At 66.3% G+C, this 14,829-nt stretch carries 13 protein-coding genes; 4 read left to right on the top strand and 9 right to left on the bottom strand.

Annotation, left to right across the window (positions count from 1 at the left end; translation table 11 throughout):
* Positions 1–24: 24 nt before the first annotated feature.
* Complete coding sequence (locus ACVIGB_RS30950) at positions 25–1,101, bottom strand: LysR family transcriptional regulator (protein ID WP_456719811.1); 1,077 nt, start codon at positions 1,099–1,101, stop codon at positions 25–27.
* Here ACVIGB_RS30950 and ACVIGB_RS30945 point away from each other — a divergent pair.
* Positions 1,073–1,975 carry a hypothetical protein gene (locus ACVIGB_RS30945; protein WP_456719812.1) on the top strand — a complete coding sequence of 301 codons (903 nt, stop codon included), beginning with the start codon at positions 1,073–1,075 and terminating at the stop codon, positions 1,973–1,975. The genes ACVIGB_RS30950 and ACVIGB_RS30945 overlap by 29 nt on opposite strands.
* Positions 1,972–2,985, top strand: a complete 1,014-nt coding sequence (locus ACVIGB_RS30940; protein WP_456719813.1) for a DUF2891 domain-containing protein — start codon at positions 1,972–1,974, stop codon at positions 2,983–2,985. The genes ACVIGB_RS30945 and ACVIGB_RS30940 overlap by 4 nt, the downstream gene beginning before the upstream one ends.
* Before the next feature lie 250 nt (positions 2,986–3,235).
* Here ACVIGB_RS30940 and ACVIGB_RS30935 read toward each other — a convergent pair whose 3' ends face one another.
* From ACVIGB_RS30935 to ubiE, 8 genes are all read right to left on the bottom strand, one after another.
* Positions 3,236–3,958, bottom strand: a complete 723-nt coding sequence (locus ACVIGB_RS30935; RefSeq protein WP_456719814.1) for a nucleotidyltransferase family protein — start codon at positions 3,956–3,958, stop codon at positions 3,236–3,238.
* A 116-nt stretch (positions 3,959–4,074) separates the two neighbouring features.
* A complete protein-coding gene (locus ACVIGB_RS30930) occupies positions 4,075–4,395 on the bottom strand; it encodes a PilZ domain-containing protein (protein WP_092120760.1) in 321 nt (106 codons plus the stop codon).
* Positions 4,396–4,482: 87 nt separating this feature from the next.
* The gene (gene tsaE / locus ACVIGB_RS30925; RefSeq protein ID WP_456719815.1) at positions 4,483–6,006 is read right to left on the bottom strand and encodes a tRNA (adenosine(37)-N6)-threonylcarbamoyltransferase complex ATPase subunit type 1 TsaE; all 1,524 of its coding nucleotides are present in this window, start codon (positions 6,004–6,006) and stop codon (positions 4,483–4,485) included.
* Positions 6,003–8,513 (bottom strand): ATP-binding protein, encoded by a 2,511-nt coding sequence (locus ACVIGB_RS30920; RefSeq protein ID WP_456719816.1) that lies wholly within the window; start codon positions 8,511–8,513, stop codon positions 6,003–6,005. Before ACVIGB_RS30920 ends, tsaE begins: the two co-directional genes overlap by 4 nt.
* Before the next feature lie 429 nt (positions 8,514–8,942).
* Entirely contained in the window at positions 8,943–9,401 is a 459-nt protein-coding gene (dut, locus tag ACVIGB_RS30915) for a dUTP diphosphatase (protein WP_456719817.1), read from the bottom strand.
* Complete coding sequence (gene coaBC, locus ACVIGB_RS30910) at positions 9,398–10,822, bottom strand: bifunctional phosphopantothenoylcysteine decarboxylase/phosphopantothenate--cysteine ligase CoaBC (protein ID WP_456719818.1); 1,425 nt, start codon at positions 10,820–10,822, stop codon at positions 9,398–9,400. Before coaBC ends, dut begins: the two co-directional genes overlap by 4 nt.
* Before the next feature lie 55 nt (positions 10,823–10,877).
* Positions 10,878–12,452 carry a 2-polyprenylphenol 6-hydroxylase gene (ubiB, locus tag ACVIGB_RS30905; protein ID WP_092120747.1) on the bottom strand — a complete coding sequence of 525 codons (1,575 nt, stop codon included), beginning with the start codon at positions 12,450–12,452 and terminating at the stop codon, positions 10,878–10,880.
* Positions 12,449–13,210, bottom strand: a complete 762-nt coding sequence (gene ubiE, locus ACVIGB_RS30900) for a bifunctional demethylmenaquinone methyltransferase/2-methoxy-6-polyprenyl-1,4-benzoquinol methylase UbiE (protein ID WP_456719819.1) — start codon at positions 13,208–13,210, stop codon at positions 12,449–12,451. Before ubiE ends, ubiB begins: the two co-directional genes overlap by 4 nt.
* A 138-nt stretch (positions 13,211–13,348) precedes the next feature.
* On the opposite strand from ubiE, the gene mutM reads away from it, so the two are divergent.
* Together mutM and ACVIGB_RS30890 are read left to right on the top strand one after the other, a co-directional pair.
* Positions 13,349–14,230, top strand: coding sequence for a bifunctional DNA-formamidopyrimidine glycosylase/DNA-(apurinic or apyrimidinic site) lyase (gene mutM / locus ACVIGB_RS30895; RefSeq protein ID WP_456719820.1), 882 nt, complete (start codon positions 13,349–13,351; stop codon positions 14,228–14,230).
* A gap of 1 nt (position 14,231) precedes the next feature.
* Entirely contained in the window at positions 14,232–14,795 is a 564-nt protein-coding gene (locus ACVIGB_RS30890; protein ID WP_456719821.1) for a GNAT family N-acetyltransferase, read from the top strand.
* Positions 14,796–14,829: the final 34 nt, after the last annotated feature.

The following is a 14,829-nucleotide window of genomic DNA, read 5'->3' as shown; positions in this document are numbered from 1 at the left end:
CTGCGGGCCAGCCATCACCGCTGATTATCGCAGCCGGGCGGCGCAGCGATCGACGGCATCCAGGAACCAGCGCAGCGCCGGATCTTCAGCCGCGCGGACTGTATGGATCAGGTCGATTGCGAAGGCCGGGATGTCGATCGGCGGCATCACGACGGTAATTTCGGCGAGATGCGTGAAGCGCCGGGCGACGCGTTCGGCCATCGTGGCGATCAGATCGGTGCCGGCCACCGCGAAGGGAACGGCCACCACATGCGCCAGCGTCACGGCCACCCGTCGCTTCAGCCGATGGCGCGCCAGCAGCGCGTCGATCACGCTCGGCAGCCCGTCGCCGCCGGCCGCGGAGAACAGCGCGTGCGGCAGGGTCGCATAATCCTCCAGGCTGAGCGCCTCGGATCGGCTCGCGCGCGCGCCATCGCGGATGCAGACGAAGCGTTCCTCGAACAGCCGGTGCCGGACGCAGCGGGGCGAGTCCGGCAGATGGCCGCCGATCAGCGCATCGAGCTCGGCGCGCTCGAGCTTGGCCAGGGCCGCCGTTGTGTCAGTCAGCGGGCGCACGGCAAGGTCGATGCCCGGGGCTTCCATGCGCAACAAGCGGCTCAGTTCCGGCACCAGAACGAGGTCGCCGTAGTCGGTCGCCGCGATGGTGAAGCGCCTTCGCGCAGTGGCCGGATCGAAGCCCGGATCGGGCGCCAGTGCGCCCCTGATTTGCCGTAACGCCTCTCCGATCGGCCCGGCCAGGGCCAATGCCTTTTCGGTCGGCTGCATGCCCGCGCCGGCGCGCAGGAACAGTTCGTCCGCAAACAGCGCGCGCAGCCTGCGCAACGCGCTGCTCATGGACGGCTGGGCCAGGCCGATGCGCTCGGCCGCACGGGTGACGTGGCGCTCCTCCATCAGCGCCTCGAAGGCGACCAGCAGGTTGAGATCGACGGCGGCTAAATTCATCACAGCAATAATGCTTATAACAATAATCGATTTCAACAATGATTTGCACAAGCCTACGGTCGCGACCGACACCACGACGAGGCGGAAAGATTTGAGACGTTCAGACTTGGGACGATCATTCGCGAAGCTGATGCCGCGCGGGCCGACCTTGCTGGTCATCGGCGTGCTGGCTGGGCTGGCTTTCCCTGCCTTGGCGGTCAGCGTGCACCCGCTGATGGCGGCGGCGATCTTCGTTCTGGTTCTCGGGACCTTTCTCCAGGTCGACGGCGTGGCGTTCCGGCGTGCGCTGGGGCGTCCGCTGGTTTCGCTGCTGTTGCCGGCGCTGGCGATGCTGGCCTGTCCGCTTGCGGTCGGCTTCGCGGCGCGGGGCGCCGGATTTCGGCCAGAACTGATCGTTGCGCTGGTGCTGTCGGTGTGCGCGCCGCCATCGACCGGCACGGCGGCGGTCGCACGCATGCTCGGCTTCGACGCGACCATTCCGCTCGCCGTGACGCTGCTGTCGATGGCGCTGGCGCCGGTCACGGTTCCGCTGATCGCGGCGGGATTTGCCGGTCTTGCGCTCGATCCGCTGGCGCTCGCTGCGCGGCTGGCGCTGCTGGTCGTCGGCGCCGGCGCGCTGGCATTGCTGCTGCGCCGTCAGGCCGCTGCACAATTGGCGCGGCATTCGCGCACCATCGACGTGCTTGTGCTCGCCTCGTTGTTGCTGTTCGCGATCGCCACCATGGCCGGGGTGCGTGCACAGATCGAAGCGCAGCCGTCCACCGCGCTGACGTTTGTCGGCCTTGCGTTCGCCTGCAATCTCGCGCTGCAAGCGCTTGGCGCGCTGCTCACGCCGGGCCCGCTGGCCGAGCGATTGACCACGGGCCTCATTCTGAGCAACCGCAACGTCGGACTGGTCTGGTCGGCGATGGGCGCGGCGGTGTCGCCGATGACGGCGCTGTTCTTCGCCGCGACGCAGTTTCCGATCTATATGATGCCGCGCCTGATCGAGATGCTGGTCCGGCGCGAGCGAAAGGAGAAAGCCTCATCATGAGCGAGACGATCCTGACCGAAGACCTCGCCGTCCGTTTCGCCCGCATCGCGCTCGGCCATGTCACGCGCGAGTACCCGAACAAGCCGGATCATGTGCTGGCGGGGCCGCAGGACGCACGCACGCCGCGCGAGCTGCATCCGGTGTTCTTTGGCAGCTACGATTGGCACTCCTGCGTCCATAGCTACTGGATGCTCGCCCGGCTTCTGCGCCGTTATCCGGCGTCCGAAGCGGCGGACGAGATCCGCACCCTGTTCGACGCGCAGTTCGTCACGGAGAAGATCGCGGCCGAATGCGCCTATCTCGCGGCCCCGACGGCGCGCGGTTTCAAGCGGCCTTACGGCTGGGGTTGGCTGTTGAAGCTTGCGGCAGAGCTCGCGCTTCTCAATGAGACGCGGTGGCGCGAGCAAATCGCGCCGCTTGCTGCAATCTTCGCGCAGCGCTTCCGCGATTTCCTGCCGCTTGCCACCTATCCGGTGCGGGTCGGCACGCATTTCAACACCGCGTTCGGGCTTCGCATGGCCGCCGACTACGCCGCGGTGACGCAGGACGACGCGCTCAGTGCGCTGTTGCACGAGACGGCGCTGCGCTGGTACGGCGCCGATCAGGATTGCCCCGCCTGGGGTGAGCCGAGCGGCGATGATTTTCAGTCGTCTGCGCTGATCGAAGCGGAGTGCATGCGCCGGCTGCTGGCACCGGGCGACTTGCTGCCCTGGTTCGACCGCTTCCTGCCGCGGCTCGCGCAACGCGCGCCCGCGACCCTGTTTCGGCCCGCAACGGTCACCGATCGGTCGGATGGCAAGCTTGCACATCTCGACGGGCTCAATCTCAGCCGGGCATGGTGCTGGCGCGCGCTGGCCGGCGCGTTGCCGGAGGGCGATGCGCGGCGCCCGATCCTGCTGGATGCTGCGCGAGGCCATCTCGACGCCGGCCTGCCGCATATCGCCAGCGACTATATGGGCGAACACTGGCTCGCGAGTTTTGCAGTGCTGGCCATCGACGCCGATGGCTAACGACAGCTTTGCCTAAAGCGGGACGCGTTTTGGTCGAATGGCTTGCCGCGGGTTCGGTTCACCTCTCCCCGTCGGGGAGAGGTCGGATTGCGCCTAGCGATGCGAAGCATCGTCCAGTGCAATCCGGGTGAGGGCTCTTGCTCTCTCGATAGACCGTAACCCCTCACCCGATTTGCTGTGCAAATCGACCTCTCCCCAGGGAGAGGTGAACTTTCGCCGCCGTTCCAGCTCAACCTAATCTCATCAGGCTCTAAGCGACGCTTTCCAGGAAAGCTTCTTCCGCGGCCTGGATTGCATCGGGGGTCCCGACATGCATCCAGACGCCGTCGAGGCGCAGGCCGAACAGCCGCTCCTGCTCGTTGGCGCGGTCGAACATCTTGGTCAGTGAGAATTCGCCGGCGGGGGCATCGGCGAACAGCGCAGGCGACATGATCGCAGCGCCGGCATAGACGAACGGCACCACCTGGTTCTCGCGCCGCTTGCGCAGCGCGCCGTCCGGCAACATCGAATAGTCGCCGCGGCCGCTGTAGCCGATGCTCGAGGCGGTCGGCGCCATCAGCAGCAGAATATCCATCCGCTCGGGATCGAAGATCTCGGCCAGTCGCGCCAGATTGGAGCGCACGCCATCGATCCACATCGTGTCGGCGTTGAGATGGAAGAACGGCGCATCGCCGAGCAGCGGCAGCGCCTTCACCACTGCGCCGCCGGTGCCGAGCACCTGGTCGCGCTCGTCGGAGATGATCACGCGCGGGCGGCTGCGGGTCTTGACGTGCTCGATGATCTGGTCGGGCAGGTAGTGCACGTTCACGACCGCTTCGCTGACGCCGGCGCCGGCGAGCTTGTCGAGCACATGGTCGAGCAGCGGCTGGCCGGCGACGCTCACCAGCGGCTTCGGCATCGTGTCGGTCAGGGGGCGCATGCGCACGCCGAGGCCCGCAGCGAGCACCATAGCCTTGTGGGGAGTGACGGGCATTTTCCTGATATTCTCGGTCATCATCTCTCGGCGCCGATCATATCACGGCGATTCGGCAAGCGCATCGATCAGACGCCATAGTCACGGGACATGACGGCCGTAAGACGGCAACGGGCCTAGACGTCGGCAGCCTGCGCGCCGCGTCTGGCAGTTTTCTTCTTCTTGTCGCCTTGTTTAAGGAAGTTGACGCCGATCTGGTCGCCATTGACCCACGCCAGCTCGCAGCGGCGATAGGCCAATCCTGTGGACGACAGCAGCAGAAAAAACTCCTTCAGGTTCAGGCCCTCGACCGAGCCGTCGACGGAGAGCTTGGCGCCCGTCTCCGACACGTCTTCCATGGTGCAGTCGCGCCGCCAGGTGCCGTCAATGCCCATCATGTGCGCGGCTATGCCGCGCTCAAACGTGACACGATCGCCCTTGCGTCGTTCCGTCCCCATCGTGTGATCCTGCTCCCGATCGGGCCGCGCCTTGGATGAAATGCGGCCTCCGCAACTCTAGGAGACCCAAGGCTAACAACCCGTAAACTACGGTACTGGAGGAGGGACGTTGGCCGTGTACCAGATGCGGAAGGTGGCCAGTGCCGGATGGGCCAGCGACCGTTCGAGGTAGGTCCAGATCCGCGGCTGGTGCTTCAGATATTGCGGCTTGCCGTCGCGGCGGTTGAGCCGCGCAAAGGTGCCGAGCAGGCGGGTGTTCCGCTGCGCCGACATGATCGCATAGAGCTCGGCGAAGCCTGCGGGATCGAAGCTCTCGTCGGTCGCGCGCCGCGCCTTGATGTAGCGCGTCAAGAGCGACAGCTCGAGCTGCTCGGGCACGTCGATCCGGGCATCCTGCAGCAGCGACACCACGTCATAGGCCGCAGGGCCGAGCAGCGCGTCTTGGAAGTCGATGATTCCGACGCGCAGGATGCCGGTGCGCTCGGCAAGCCAGATGATGTTGGGCGAATGGAAGTCGCGGATCACCCAGGTCTGCGGCGCGGCGGCGGGCTTCTGCAGCAGGCCGCGCCACATCCCGAGGAAGTCGGTGCGGAGCTCCTCGCCCGGCTGCACGCCGCGGTCGGGCAAGTACCATTCCAGCATCAGCCCGATCTCGATCAACCAGGCGTCGATATCGAATACGGGGATGTCGTAGCTCTCGTCTGATGTCACTGGCAGCTGCTCCGGCAGCGCCTCGCGATGCAACGCCGCCAGCATGTCGACGGCGGCCTCGTAACGCTCGGCGATCGGCTGCGGCGGATCGCCCTCGATCACGCCTTCGGCGCCGAGATCCTCGGTGATCAGGAAGCCGGATTCGAGATCGATGTGGCGGATCGCGGGTGCGGAGAAGCCATGTTTGCGCAGGCCGTTTCCGATGGCGACGAACGGCCTGACATCTTCGGCGAGATGCACCGCCGCGCTGTAGGACCGGCCGTTGTAGATCGCCGGGCCGTCGGGGCGGCGCGGCGAGTTCATCAGGATGACGCTGCCGTCGTCGTTGCGCAGCCGCGCATAGGAGCGCGTCGAGGCGTCGCCCGGCATGCGCTCGCGCCGGGCGTTGAGGAAGCCGCCGCGCTCGAGGAACTGGCGCAGCTCGTTGAGCCGCGCAACCTTCGCCGCGCCTTTGCCGTGGCCCGTGATCTCGGCCGCGCGGGCAGCGGATCCGAGCGCCGGGCGGTGGCTGAACGCGATGTCGATGCGGTCAGCGGGCATGGCGTCCGGCGCGCGTTCCGGCCACTCGATCAGCGCGACGATGTCGTCGGGCAATGGCGCCAGCCCGATCTCCTCGAGTTCGCTGGCATCGTTGATGCGGTAGAGGTCGGCATGAAGCAGCGGAAACGACGGCAGCTCGTAGCTCTGCGCCAGAGTGAAGGTCGGGCTCGGCACTTCGAGCGAATCGTCGGTGGCTAGGTAGCGGATCAGCGCGCGGGCGGCCGCGGTCTTGCCGGCGCCGAGGTCGCCCGACAGCGTGATGACGTCGCCGGCCCCGATCAGGAGCGCGAGGTCGGCCATCAGCTCGGCCGTCGCGGTTTCGTTCGCGAGCGCCACCGAGAATGTCGAGGTCGCCGTCATTCTGCGGCGTTGCGATGTGCGGTCTGGTCGATCGGGAAGTCGCAGGTCACGGTCGTGCCGCGGCCTACGGTCGAATCGACGCGCACCCGTCCGCCATGCAGTTCGACAAAGGAGCGGACCAGCGACAGGCCGAGCCCCGCGCCGCGATGCCGCGAGCCGTGCGAATGGCTCTCGAACCAGTTGAACACCTTGTCGCGCATCTCGGCCGGAATGCCGGGACCGGCGTCGGTCACCGAAAACACCACGCTGTGCTCGGTGCGGTGCGCGCTGATCGCGACGGTGGCGTCGTGCGGCGAGAAGCCGACCGCGTTGGCGAGCAGATTGTAGAGCACCTGCACCACGCGCCGCTCGTCGCCGACGAAGGCGCCGATGTTGGGCTCGATATCGACCTTCAGCGTGATGCGGTCGGTCGCGAGACGGTCCTGGATGCCTTCGGCGGCGGCCTCGATCGCCTGGCCGATATTGACCGGGCCGAGCTCGAGCTTCATCGCGCCGGCGTCGATGGTGGCGAGATCGAGAATGTTGTTGGTCAGCGCCAGCAGCGCGTTGGTCGATTTGGTGACGTAGTCGAGATATTCGGCCTGCTTCGGCGTCAGCGGGCCGGTCGAGGGATCGCTGAGAAAATGCGCGAAGCCGATGATGGTGGTGAGCGGCGCGCGCAGCTCGTAGGAGACGTGGTGGACGAAATCCACCTTCATCTGGTCGGCGGCTTCCAGCGCCTCGTTGCGCTCGCGCAGCGCCCGCTCGACATTCTCGGTGTCGGTGATGTCCTGGAACGCCAGCAAGGTCTTGCCGTCGGGCAGCGGGATGGTCATGCAATTCAGCACGCTGCCGTCCTTGCGCTCCAGCTTGAGCGCGACCTGGGCGCGGTTCTCGATCGCCGTGATCTGCTCGCGCAGTGTCCGCCAGGTCAGCGCGTCATCGAACAGCGGCCGGCACAGCGCTTCCACCGCCTCGATATGCGGTTCGCCCTGCAGCGCATCGGCCGGCAGCTTCCACATCTTGGCGAACGGCGGGTTGAACAGCTCGGCGCGGCCATTGCTGCCGAACACCGCGACCGCTTCGCCGAGATTGTCGAGGGTCTCGCGTTGCACCCGCGTCAGGCGGTCGTAGCGGCGCGCGAGGTCGAGGCTCTCGGTGACGTTGTCGAACAGATAGGTGACGCCGCCCTCGAGGTTCGGCGTGGTGACGACGCTGATGGCGCGACCGTCGGGCAGGAACCAGGTGTAGGTCTCGGATTCGACCGCGCGATAGGCCTCGTGCAGCTTGGCCTTCCAGGCGCGGAAGTCCGGCTGCTCGGGCAGCTTGCGGTTGGCGCGCAGCCGGTCCAGCACGCTGGAATCGTCGGGATTGCTGTCGAGGAAGACCTGGTCGAGGCCCCACAGCCGCCGATAGGACTCATTGTAGAAGGTGAGCCGCCGGTCGGCATCGAATACCGCGACGCCCGAGGATAGCTGATCGAGGGTGCGCCGGTGCGCTTCGACCATCCGCGCGATCGCCGCGCGCAGCGCCGCAGCTTCGCTGGCGTCGATCGCGATGCCGGCGCTGCCGCCGGAGAGCTTGAGCGCCTGGACGTCGTAGATCCGCCGCTCGCCGCTGACGACGATCGGCAGCCGTGCGGCATAATTGGCATTGTCGTTCAGCGCGCGGGTCAGTTCGGTGCGCTGGTCGCTCTCGAGCAGTTCGAGGTTGCGCTGGAGCGCGTCCGACACGCTCTTGCCCTCGGTGGCGCGGACATAGGCCGCGTTGGCATAGCGCAGATTGCCCTCGAGGCTCTTGGCCCAGATCGGCCATGGCGCGGCGGCGGCGAAATCGCGCAGCAGCTCGGTCTCCTCCTGCAGCGTCTTGTAGCGCAGGTTGGATTCGGCAAGTTCGCGGCGTAGGCCGCCGAGCTCGCGGATCCGCACGATGGCCTGGCCGCCGATCGCACGGCCCATCGCCTCGATGGCGCGGCCGGCCGACGTCGAGAGGTTGAGCAGGAACGCCTCGCCCTTTTCGCGCAACGCGTCGACCGCGTGGTCCATCTGCAGCGCCGGCTCGGGCGGCAGCCAGGTTCCGAAAGCGAGGATGCGTTGCGGCGCGCTTTCCTGCGACATTACCAGCGAGACGTCGCCGGAGATCTGCGGCCGGTTGTCGCCCGCGGCCCAGGAGATCAGGACCTGCGGTTCGACGAACAACAGCGCGCGCAGCCGGTCCGATTGCGCCTGCAGGTCCGTGATCTCGGACTGCAGCTGCTCCTCGTTCCGGGTGGCGCGCAGGCGGGTCCGCATCAAAAGGATCGCAGCGACGACCGAGAAGCCGACCAGCGCAAACGACGTCGCGAGAACCGCGACCTCCTGATGGTTGAAGCCGAAATGATCCGACATCGCCTGGGTCACCAGGCTTTCGGCGGCAAACGAGGCGCGGGCCGGCAGCAATACGGTGATGGCGAGCCCAAGCATGCCGTCGCGCGCCAGTGAGGTGCATGACAGCAGGGTTCGACGCATTGCCGCGACTACGCCCGACATATGTTGCCCCAGAACGCACAAACCTTAAGGCATGATCCGGAAAACAGGAGACCGGTGTTCCCCCACGGCAAACGTACAACGTTTGTCCGGGATCATGCCCAAGCAGGACCCAACAGCCCGACGAAGACCCCCCGTCGCGCTCGAATCAATCCAGAATAGTCCCAACCGGACTCGGCGAGTAAGAGTCCAGACCGTGAACGCAGAATCCGCTGTGAAAAAATGCGCCGGCTGATGTGGATTTTATGCGAATTGACTCCGTATTCACGCGGAGAGCGCGCCCGAAGCGTGATCTGCCGGAGACGGCCGCACACTTCTCTGGTCGCGTTCTAGAGCGTTTTCGAGCGAAGTGGACACCGGTTCGCGTGAAGAAAACGCGTCAAAACAAGAATCTAGAGCTTCGGTTCTGATTCAATCAGAACCGAAAATGCTCTAGCGTCCGGTCGAGCCGAAACCGCCGCTGCCGCGCCCGGTTGCCGACAGCACGTCGACCGGAACCAGCTCGGCCCGGGTAACCGGCGCGATCACCATTTGCGCGATGCGCTCGCCGCGCCGGATCGAAAACACCTCCTGGCCGTGATTGATCAGGAGCACGTTGATCTCGCCGCGATAGTCGGCGTCGATCGTGCCGGGCGAGTTCAGCACCGTGACGCCGTATTTGGCGGCGAGGCCGGAGCGCGGCCGCACCTGCGCCTCGTAGCCCGGCGGCAGCGCGATCGTCAGCCCGGTTGGAACCATTTCGTAGCGGCCCGGCAGCAGCAGCAGCGGCGTCGACCGCGGCACCGCGGCCAGCAGATCGAGCCCCGCTGCGTCGGCGGTCTGATAGATCGGCAGCAGAAGATCGGCGCCATGCGGCAATTGGTGGACTTCAACCTTGATGGTGGCGCTCACGATGCGGTTCCTACGGCTCTTGCGATGCGCGACACCAGCGCGCTCGCGACTTCTTCCTTGGTCATGACCGGCCAGGAATCGACGGTGACGTCCTTTCCCTCGCGCGAGAGCAGGTGAACGGTGTTGCGATCGCCACCCATCACGCCGGTCGCCGGTGAGACGTCGTTGGCGACGATCCAGTCGCAGCCCTTGCGCGCGAACTTCGCCTTGGCGTTCTCGATCAGATGCTCGGTCTCGGCGGCAAAGCCGATCACCAGCGGCGGCCGCTTCTCCTTCAGCTTCGAGATCGTCGCGAGGATGTCGGGGTTCTCGACGAGCTGCAGCGGTGGCATCCCGGCCGCGGTCTTTTTCAGCTTCTGGCTGCCTTCGGTGGCGACCCGCCAGTCGGCCACCGCGGCGGCGAAGATCGCGACGTCGACCGGCAGCGCCGCCTCGACCCGGTGCAGCATGTCGCGCGCGGACTCTACCCGCATGACGGAGATGCCCTGGGGATCGCCGAGTTCGACCGGGCCGGTCACCAGCACGACCTCGGCGCCGGCGGCGCGCGCGGCGGCGGCAATGGCAAAGCCCTGCTTGCCGGACGAGCGGTTCGCGATATAGCGGACCGGGTCGATCGCCTCATGGGTCGGGCCGGCGGTGATCAGCACGCGCTTGCCGGCGAGCGGGCGGGGTTGCGGCGGCCGCAGCATGCGGTCGGCGGCGGCGGCGATCTCGGTCGGCTCGGCCATCCGGCCGACGCCGGCTTCGCCGGCTTCCGCCATTTCCCCCGCGTTGGGGCCGACGGTGTGGACGCCGTCGCGGCGTAGCTGCAGCACGTTGCGGCGGGTGGCCGGGTTGTTCCACATCAAGGGGTTCATCGCCGGCGCCAGCAGGATCGGCCGGTTGGCCGCAAGCAGCGTGGCGGTGGCGAGATCGTCGGCATGGCCCTGCGCCATCTTGGCCATCAGATCGGCGGTCGCCGGCGCCACCACGATCAGATCGCAGTCCCGCGCCAGGCGGATATGGCCGGCGTCGAACTCGCTCTCGGCGTCGAACAGGTCGGTGTAGACGCGCTCATGCGACAGCGCGCTGGCGGCCAGCGGGGTCACGAATTGCTGGGCCGCCTTGGTCAGCACGCAACGGACCTCTATGTGCCGCTCCTTGAGCCGCCGGATCAAATCCAGCGCCTTGTAAGCCGCGATCCCGCCACCGATGATCAGGGTCACCCGGGGCTCGCCGGCCGCGCTGGCGACCCGTGGAGCAGGGGCTGCAACCGTCAGGGAACCCGGGCTGGGCGTCTCTGCGGGCGCCGTGCCGCCCTCTGCGAGCTCCCGAAGGATCACCCGGATCTCCTCCTCGACCGAGCGCCCGTTCCTGGCGGAGCGAAGCCGCAGATAGGCCTTCAGCGTGTCGTCGAGCTTCCGGATGGTCAGGCTGGCCATGGCATGCTGCCCTCAAAGATGATAGCGATGCTATCACATAGTGCATGCATTGCAATCAGTGGGCCCGGATGGCGAAAAAGATTGCGATCAGGGCGGCGGCAATGACCCAGAGGCCGACGGTCTGCACCCGCGCCTTGCGGGCCTCGGCGCGGGCCATTTCGTCGATCGAGTCCGACGACAGCATGTGGCCCTCCCGCGTCATGGTCTCCAGCTGCTCGAGCACCGTCACGGCGCGGCTGGCAATCGACGGCAGGTTGGCGATGACCCGGCTGAGCTCGCCCACACCCGATATCGCGCCCTGGATGCGCCCAGCCGGGCCGAGATTGTGCGTGATCCATTCGCGCACCACCGGGTCTGCGATCTTCCAGATGTCGAGCTTGGGATCGAAGCCGCGCGCCACGCCCTCGACCACCACCATGGTCTTCTGCAGCAGGATCAGTTCGGGCCGCGTCTGCATGTCGAACAGGCCGGTGACCTCGAGCAGAAGCGTCAACAGCTTCGCCATCGAGATTTCTTCGGCGGTGCGGTTGTGGATCGGCTCGCCGATGGCGCGGATCGCCTGCGCGAAATTCTCCACCGAATGGTGGCTCGGCACGTAGCCGGCCTCGAAATGCACCTCGGCGACGCGTCGATAGTCGCGGGTGATGAAGCCGAGCAGGATCTCCGCAAGGAAGCGCCGCTCCTTCAGCCCGAGCCGCCCCATGATGCCGAAATCGACCGCGACCAGCCGGCCGGCCTCGTCGAGGAACAGATTTCCCGGATGCATGTCGGCATGGAAGAAGCCGTCGCGCAGCGCGTGGCGCAGGAAGCTCTGGATCACCTTGCGGCCGAGGTCCGGCAGGTCGACCTGGGCCTCCGCCAGCCGGGCGTGGTCGTTCAGCGCGATGCCGTCGATCCACTCCATCGTCAGCACGCTGTGGGCGGTGCGATCCCAATCCACCGCGGGCACGCGGAAATCCGGATCGTCGCGGATGTTCTCGGCCATCTCGGACAGCGCGGCCGCCTCGAGCCGCAGGTCCATTTCCATCGCGACCGAGCGCGACATCGTGTTGATGACCTCGATCAGCCGCAAGCGCCGCGCCTCGGCGGAATGCGCTTCGGCCTTGTGCGCGACAAAGAAGAAGTCGCCGAGGTCACGCCGGAAGCGCGCCGCGACGTTGGGCCGGAGCACCTTGACCGCAACCTGATGCCGAACGCCGTCGCGCTCGACCTCGGCGCGGTGCACCTGCGCGATCGAGGCTGCGGCAACCGCCGGACCCAGATGCACAAAGGCCTGCGACAGCGGCCGTTCCAGCGATTGCGTGAGGACAGCTTCGGCCTCTTCCTGCGCGAATGGCGGCAGCCGGTCCTGCAGGGCTTCGAGATCGCGCGCCATCGCCACGCCGACCACGTCGGGCCGGGTGGCGAGGAATTGCCCGAGCTTGAGATAAGCGGGCCCGAGCCGGGTCAGCGCGCGCGACAGCCGTGGACCGGATTTGGCGGAGCGGCGCTCGATCAGCCGCGCCAGCTTCAGCGCGAGCTGCCCGGGCGGCGGCACCAGCGAGGGATCGACGACGCCGAACACGCCCTCGCGCGCAAACACGAAACCGGCGCGGGCAAGGCGCGCGATGTGGGTCAGTGCAGAGATCACAAACGCCAGCCCGAATGCAGCGCCACGATGCCGCCGGAGAGGCTCTGCCACTTCACACGTGCAAAGCCGGCGGCGCCGATCATGTCGGCGAACGCGCTCGGCCGCGGGAATTTGCGGATCGACTCGACGAGATATTGATAGGACTCGGCGTCACCGGTGACGGCGCGGCCGAGCGGCGGGATCACCTTGAACGAAAACAGGTCGTAGATCCGGTCGAGCCCAGGCACATCGACGGTGGAGAATTCCAGGCACAGGAAGCGGCTGCCGGGCTTGAGCACCCGGTAGGCTTCGCGCAGCGCAAGCTCGATCTGCGGCACGTTGCGGATGCCGAACGCGATGGTGTAGGCGTCGAACGAACGGTCGGCGAAACCCAACGTCTCGGCATTGCCCTCGACGAACGAGACGCGGTCATCGAGGTGCTGCTTGGCGGCGCGTTCGCGGCCGACGGCGAGCATGTCGGTATTGATGTCGCAGACCGTGGCATGGAAGCCGGTGCCCGCGGTCTTGGCGGCCCGGAACGCGATGTCGCCCGTGCCGCCGGCGACGTCGAGCAGCGCGAACGGCCGGTCGCCCTTTGGCGGATCGAGCGTCGTGATCATGACGTCCTTCCAGGCCCGGTGCAGGCCTACCGACATCAGATCGTTCATCAGGTCGTAGCGTGACGCCACGCTGTGAAACACCTCGTTCACCAGCGTCTGCTTCTCGCCCAGGGGCACGTCCCTGAAGCCGAAATGGGTGGTTTGATCCGGCCGATCCATCAACTCATACTCTTACCTTTTGGTCGCGTTTTCTTCACGCGAACCGGTGCCCGCTTCGCTCGAAAACGCTCCAGCTCGACCATAGCGCGGCGGCCGCAATGGCGCTATCACGTCACTTCCAAAAGGTGAATGCCTGCCATGCCGGAATTACCCGAAGTCGAGACCGTCCGCCGTGGCCTGCAACCGGCCATGGAAGGGTCCAAAATCCTCAAGGCCGAGGCCCGCCGCAAGGATTTGCGGTTTCCGTTCCAGAAAGACTTTATCGCCCGGCTCGAAGGCCAGACCATCACCGGGCTCGGCCGCCGTGCCAAATATCTGATGGCGGACCTGAACTCCGGCGATGTGCTGCTGATGCATCTGGGCATGTCGGGCTCGTTCCGCGTGCTGAAGCAGGAAAACGCGGCGGCGCCGGGGCAGTTTCATCATCCGCGCAGCGAGGATCGCGCGCACGACCACGTCGTGTTCCACATGTCGTCGGGGGCGGCGGTCGTGTTCAACGATCCGCGGCGCTTCGGCTACATGAAGATCATTGCCCGCAACGCGATCGAGGATGAACCGCTGTTGAAGGGGCTCGGTCCCGAGCCGCTCGGCAACGAATTCGACGCGGCGATGCTGGCGCGCTCCTGCCACAACAAGAAGACCAGCCTGAAGGCCGCGCTGCTCGATCAGCGCGTGGTGGCGGGACTTGGCAACATCTATGTCTGCGAAGCGCTGTTTCGTTCACATCTGTCGCCGCGGCGATTGGCCGCGACGCTTGCAACGAAGAAGGCCGAGCCCACCGACCACGCCAAACGGCTGGTCGATGCGATCCATTCGGTGCTCAACCAGGCGATCAAGGCCGGCGGCTCCTCGATCAGCGATCATCGGCTGACCAACGGCGATCTCGGCTACTTCCAGCATTCCTTCCAGGTCTACGACCGCGAAGGCGAGACATGCCGCACATCGGGCTGCGAGGGCATCGTCAGGCGCTTCACCCAGAACGGCCGTTCGACGTTCTGGTGCCCGAAGTGCCAGAAATAACATGGTCGAGACGCCACGCATCGAGACGCGACGCTTGATCCTGCGGCCGCTTGCGCTGTCGGATGCCGCGGCGATTCAACATCACTTCAACAATTGGAACGTGATCAAGACGCTCGCCACGGTGGTGCCGTGGCCATATCCCGACGACGGCGCGGAAAGTTTCATCAAGCGCGAGCTGGATAAGATCGCGGCCGGCGAGGAAAGCTATCAATGGGTGCTGGTGTTGCGCGCCGGCGATGGCGAGGCGATCGGCAACATCAATTTCCGGCCGCGCGCCGACGGCCGCAAGGGCAATCGCGGGTTCTGGCTGGCTGAGCCTTACTGGAATCAAGGACTGATGACCGAGGCGATCGCTGCGGTGAATGATTTCGCCTTCCAGACGCTCGGCCTCGATCACTTCCACGCCTGCAACGCGCTGTCCAATATCGCCTCGCGCCGGGTCAAGCAGAAGACCGGCGCCGAATTGGTCGGCTTCGTCGAACTTCCGCACCACAATGGCGAATCCACAGCGGAGAAGTGGAAGGTCACGCGCGAAACCTGGCTGCGCGATCGCCCGACGGCGTGACCTCATCGCCAATGCCGCCGTGAGGCAATTCGGT

This window comes from Bradyrhizobium sp. USDA 4341, from assembly GCF_054063755.1.
This window is presented reverse-complemented; position numbering and strand designations above follow the sequence as displayed.

Coding starts and splice junctions, on each gene's coding strand:
- ACVIGB_RS30945 (WP_456719812.1), top strand. CDS start 1,073: ATGCCGCGCGGGCCGACCTTGCTGGTCATCGGCGTGCTGGCTGGGCTG.
- ACVIGB_RS30950 (WP_456719811.1), bottom strand. CDS start 1,101: ATGACCAGCAAGGTCGGCCCGCGCGGCATCAGCTTCGCGAATGATCGT.
- ACVIGB_RS30940 (WP_456719813.1), top strand. CDS start 1,972: ATGAGCGAGACGATCCTGACCGAAGACCTCGCCGTCCGTTTCGCCCGC.
- ACVIGB_RS30935 (WP_456719814.1), bottom strand. CDS start 3,958: ATGCCCGTCACTCCCCACAAGGCTATGGTGCTCGCTGCGGGCCTCGGC.
- ACVIGB_RS30930 (WP_092120760.1), bottom strand. CDS start 4,395: ATGGGGACGGAACGACGCAAGGGCGATCGTGTCACGTTTGAGCGCGGC.
- tsaE (WP_456719815.1), bottom strand. CDS start 6,006: ATGACGGCGACCTCGACATTCTCGGTGGCGCTCGCGAACGAAACCGCG.
- ACVIGB_RS30920 (WP_456719816.1), bottom strand. CDS start 8,513: ATGTCGGGCGTAGTCGCGGCAATGCGTCGAACCCTGCTGTCATGCACC.
- coaBC (WP_456719818.1), bottom strand. CDS start 10,822: ATGGCCAGCCTGACCATCCGGAAGCTCGACGACACGCTGAAGGCCTAT.
- ubiE (WP_456719819.1), bottom strand. CDS start 13,210: ATGGATCGGCCGGATCAAACCACCCATTTCGGCTTCAGGGACGTGCCC.
- mutM (WP_456719820.1), top strand. CDS start 13,349: ATGCCGGAATTACCCGAAGTCGAGACCGTCCGCCGTGGCCTGCAACCG.
- ACVIGB_RS30890 (WP_456719821.1), top strand. CDS start 14,232: ATGGTCGAGACGCCACGCATCGAGACGCGACGCTTGATCCTGCGGCCG.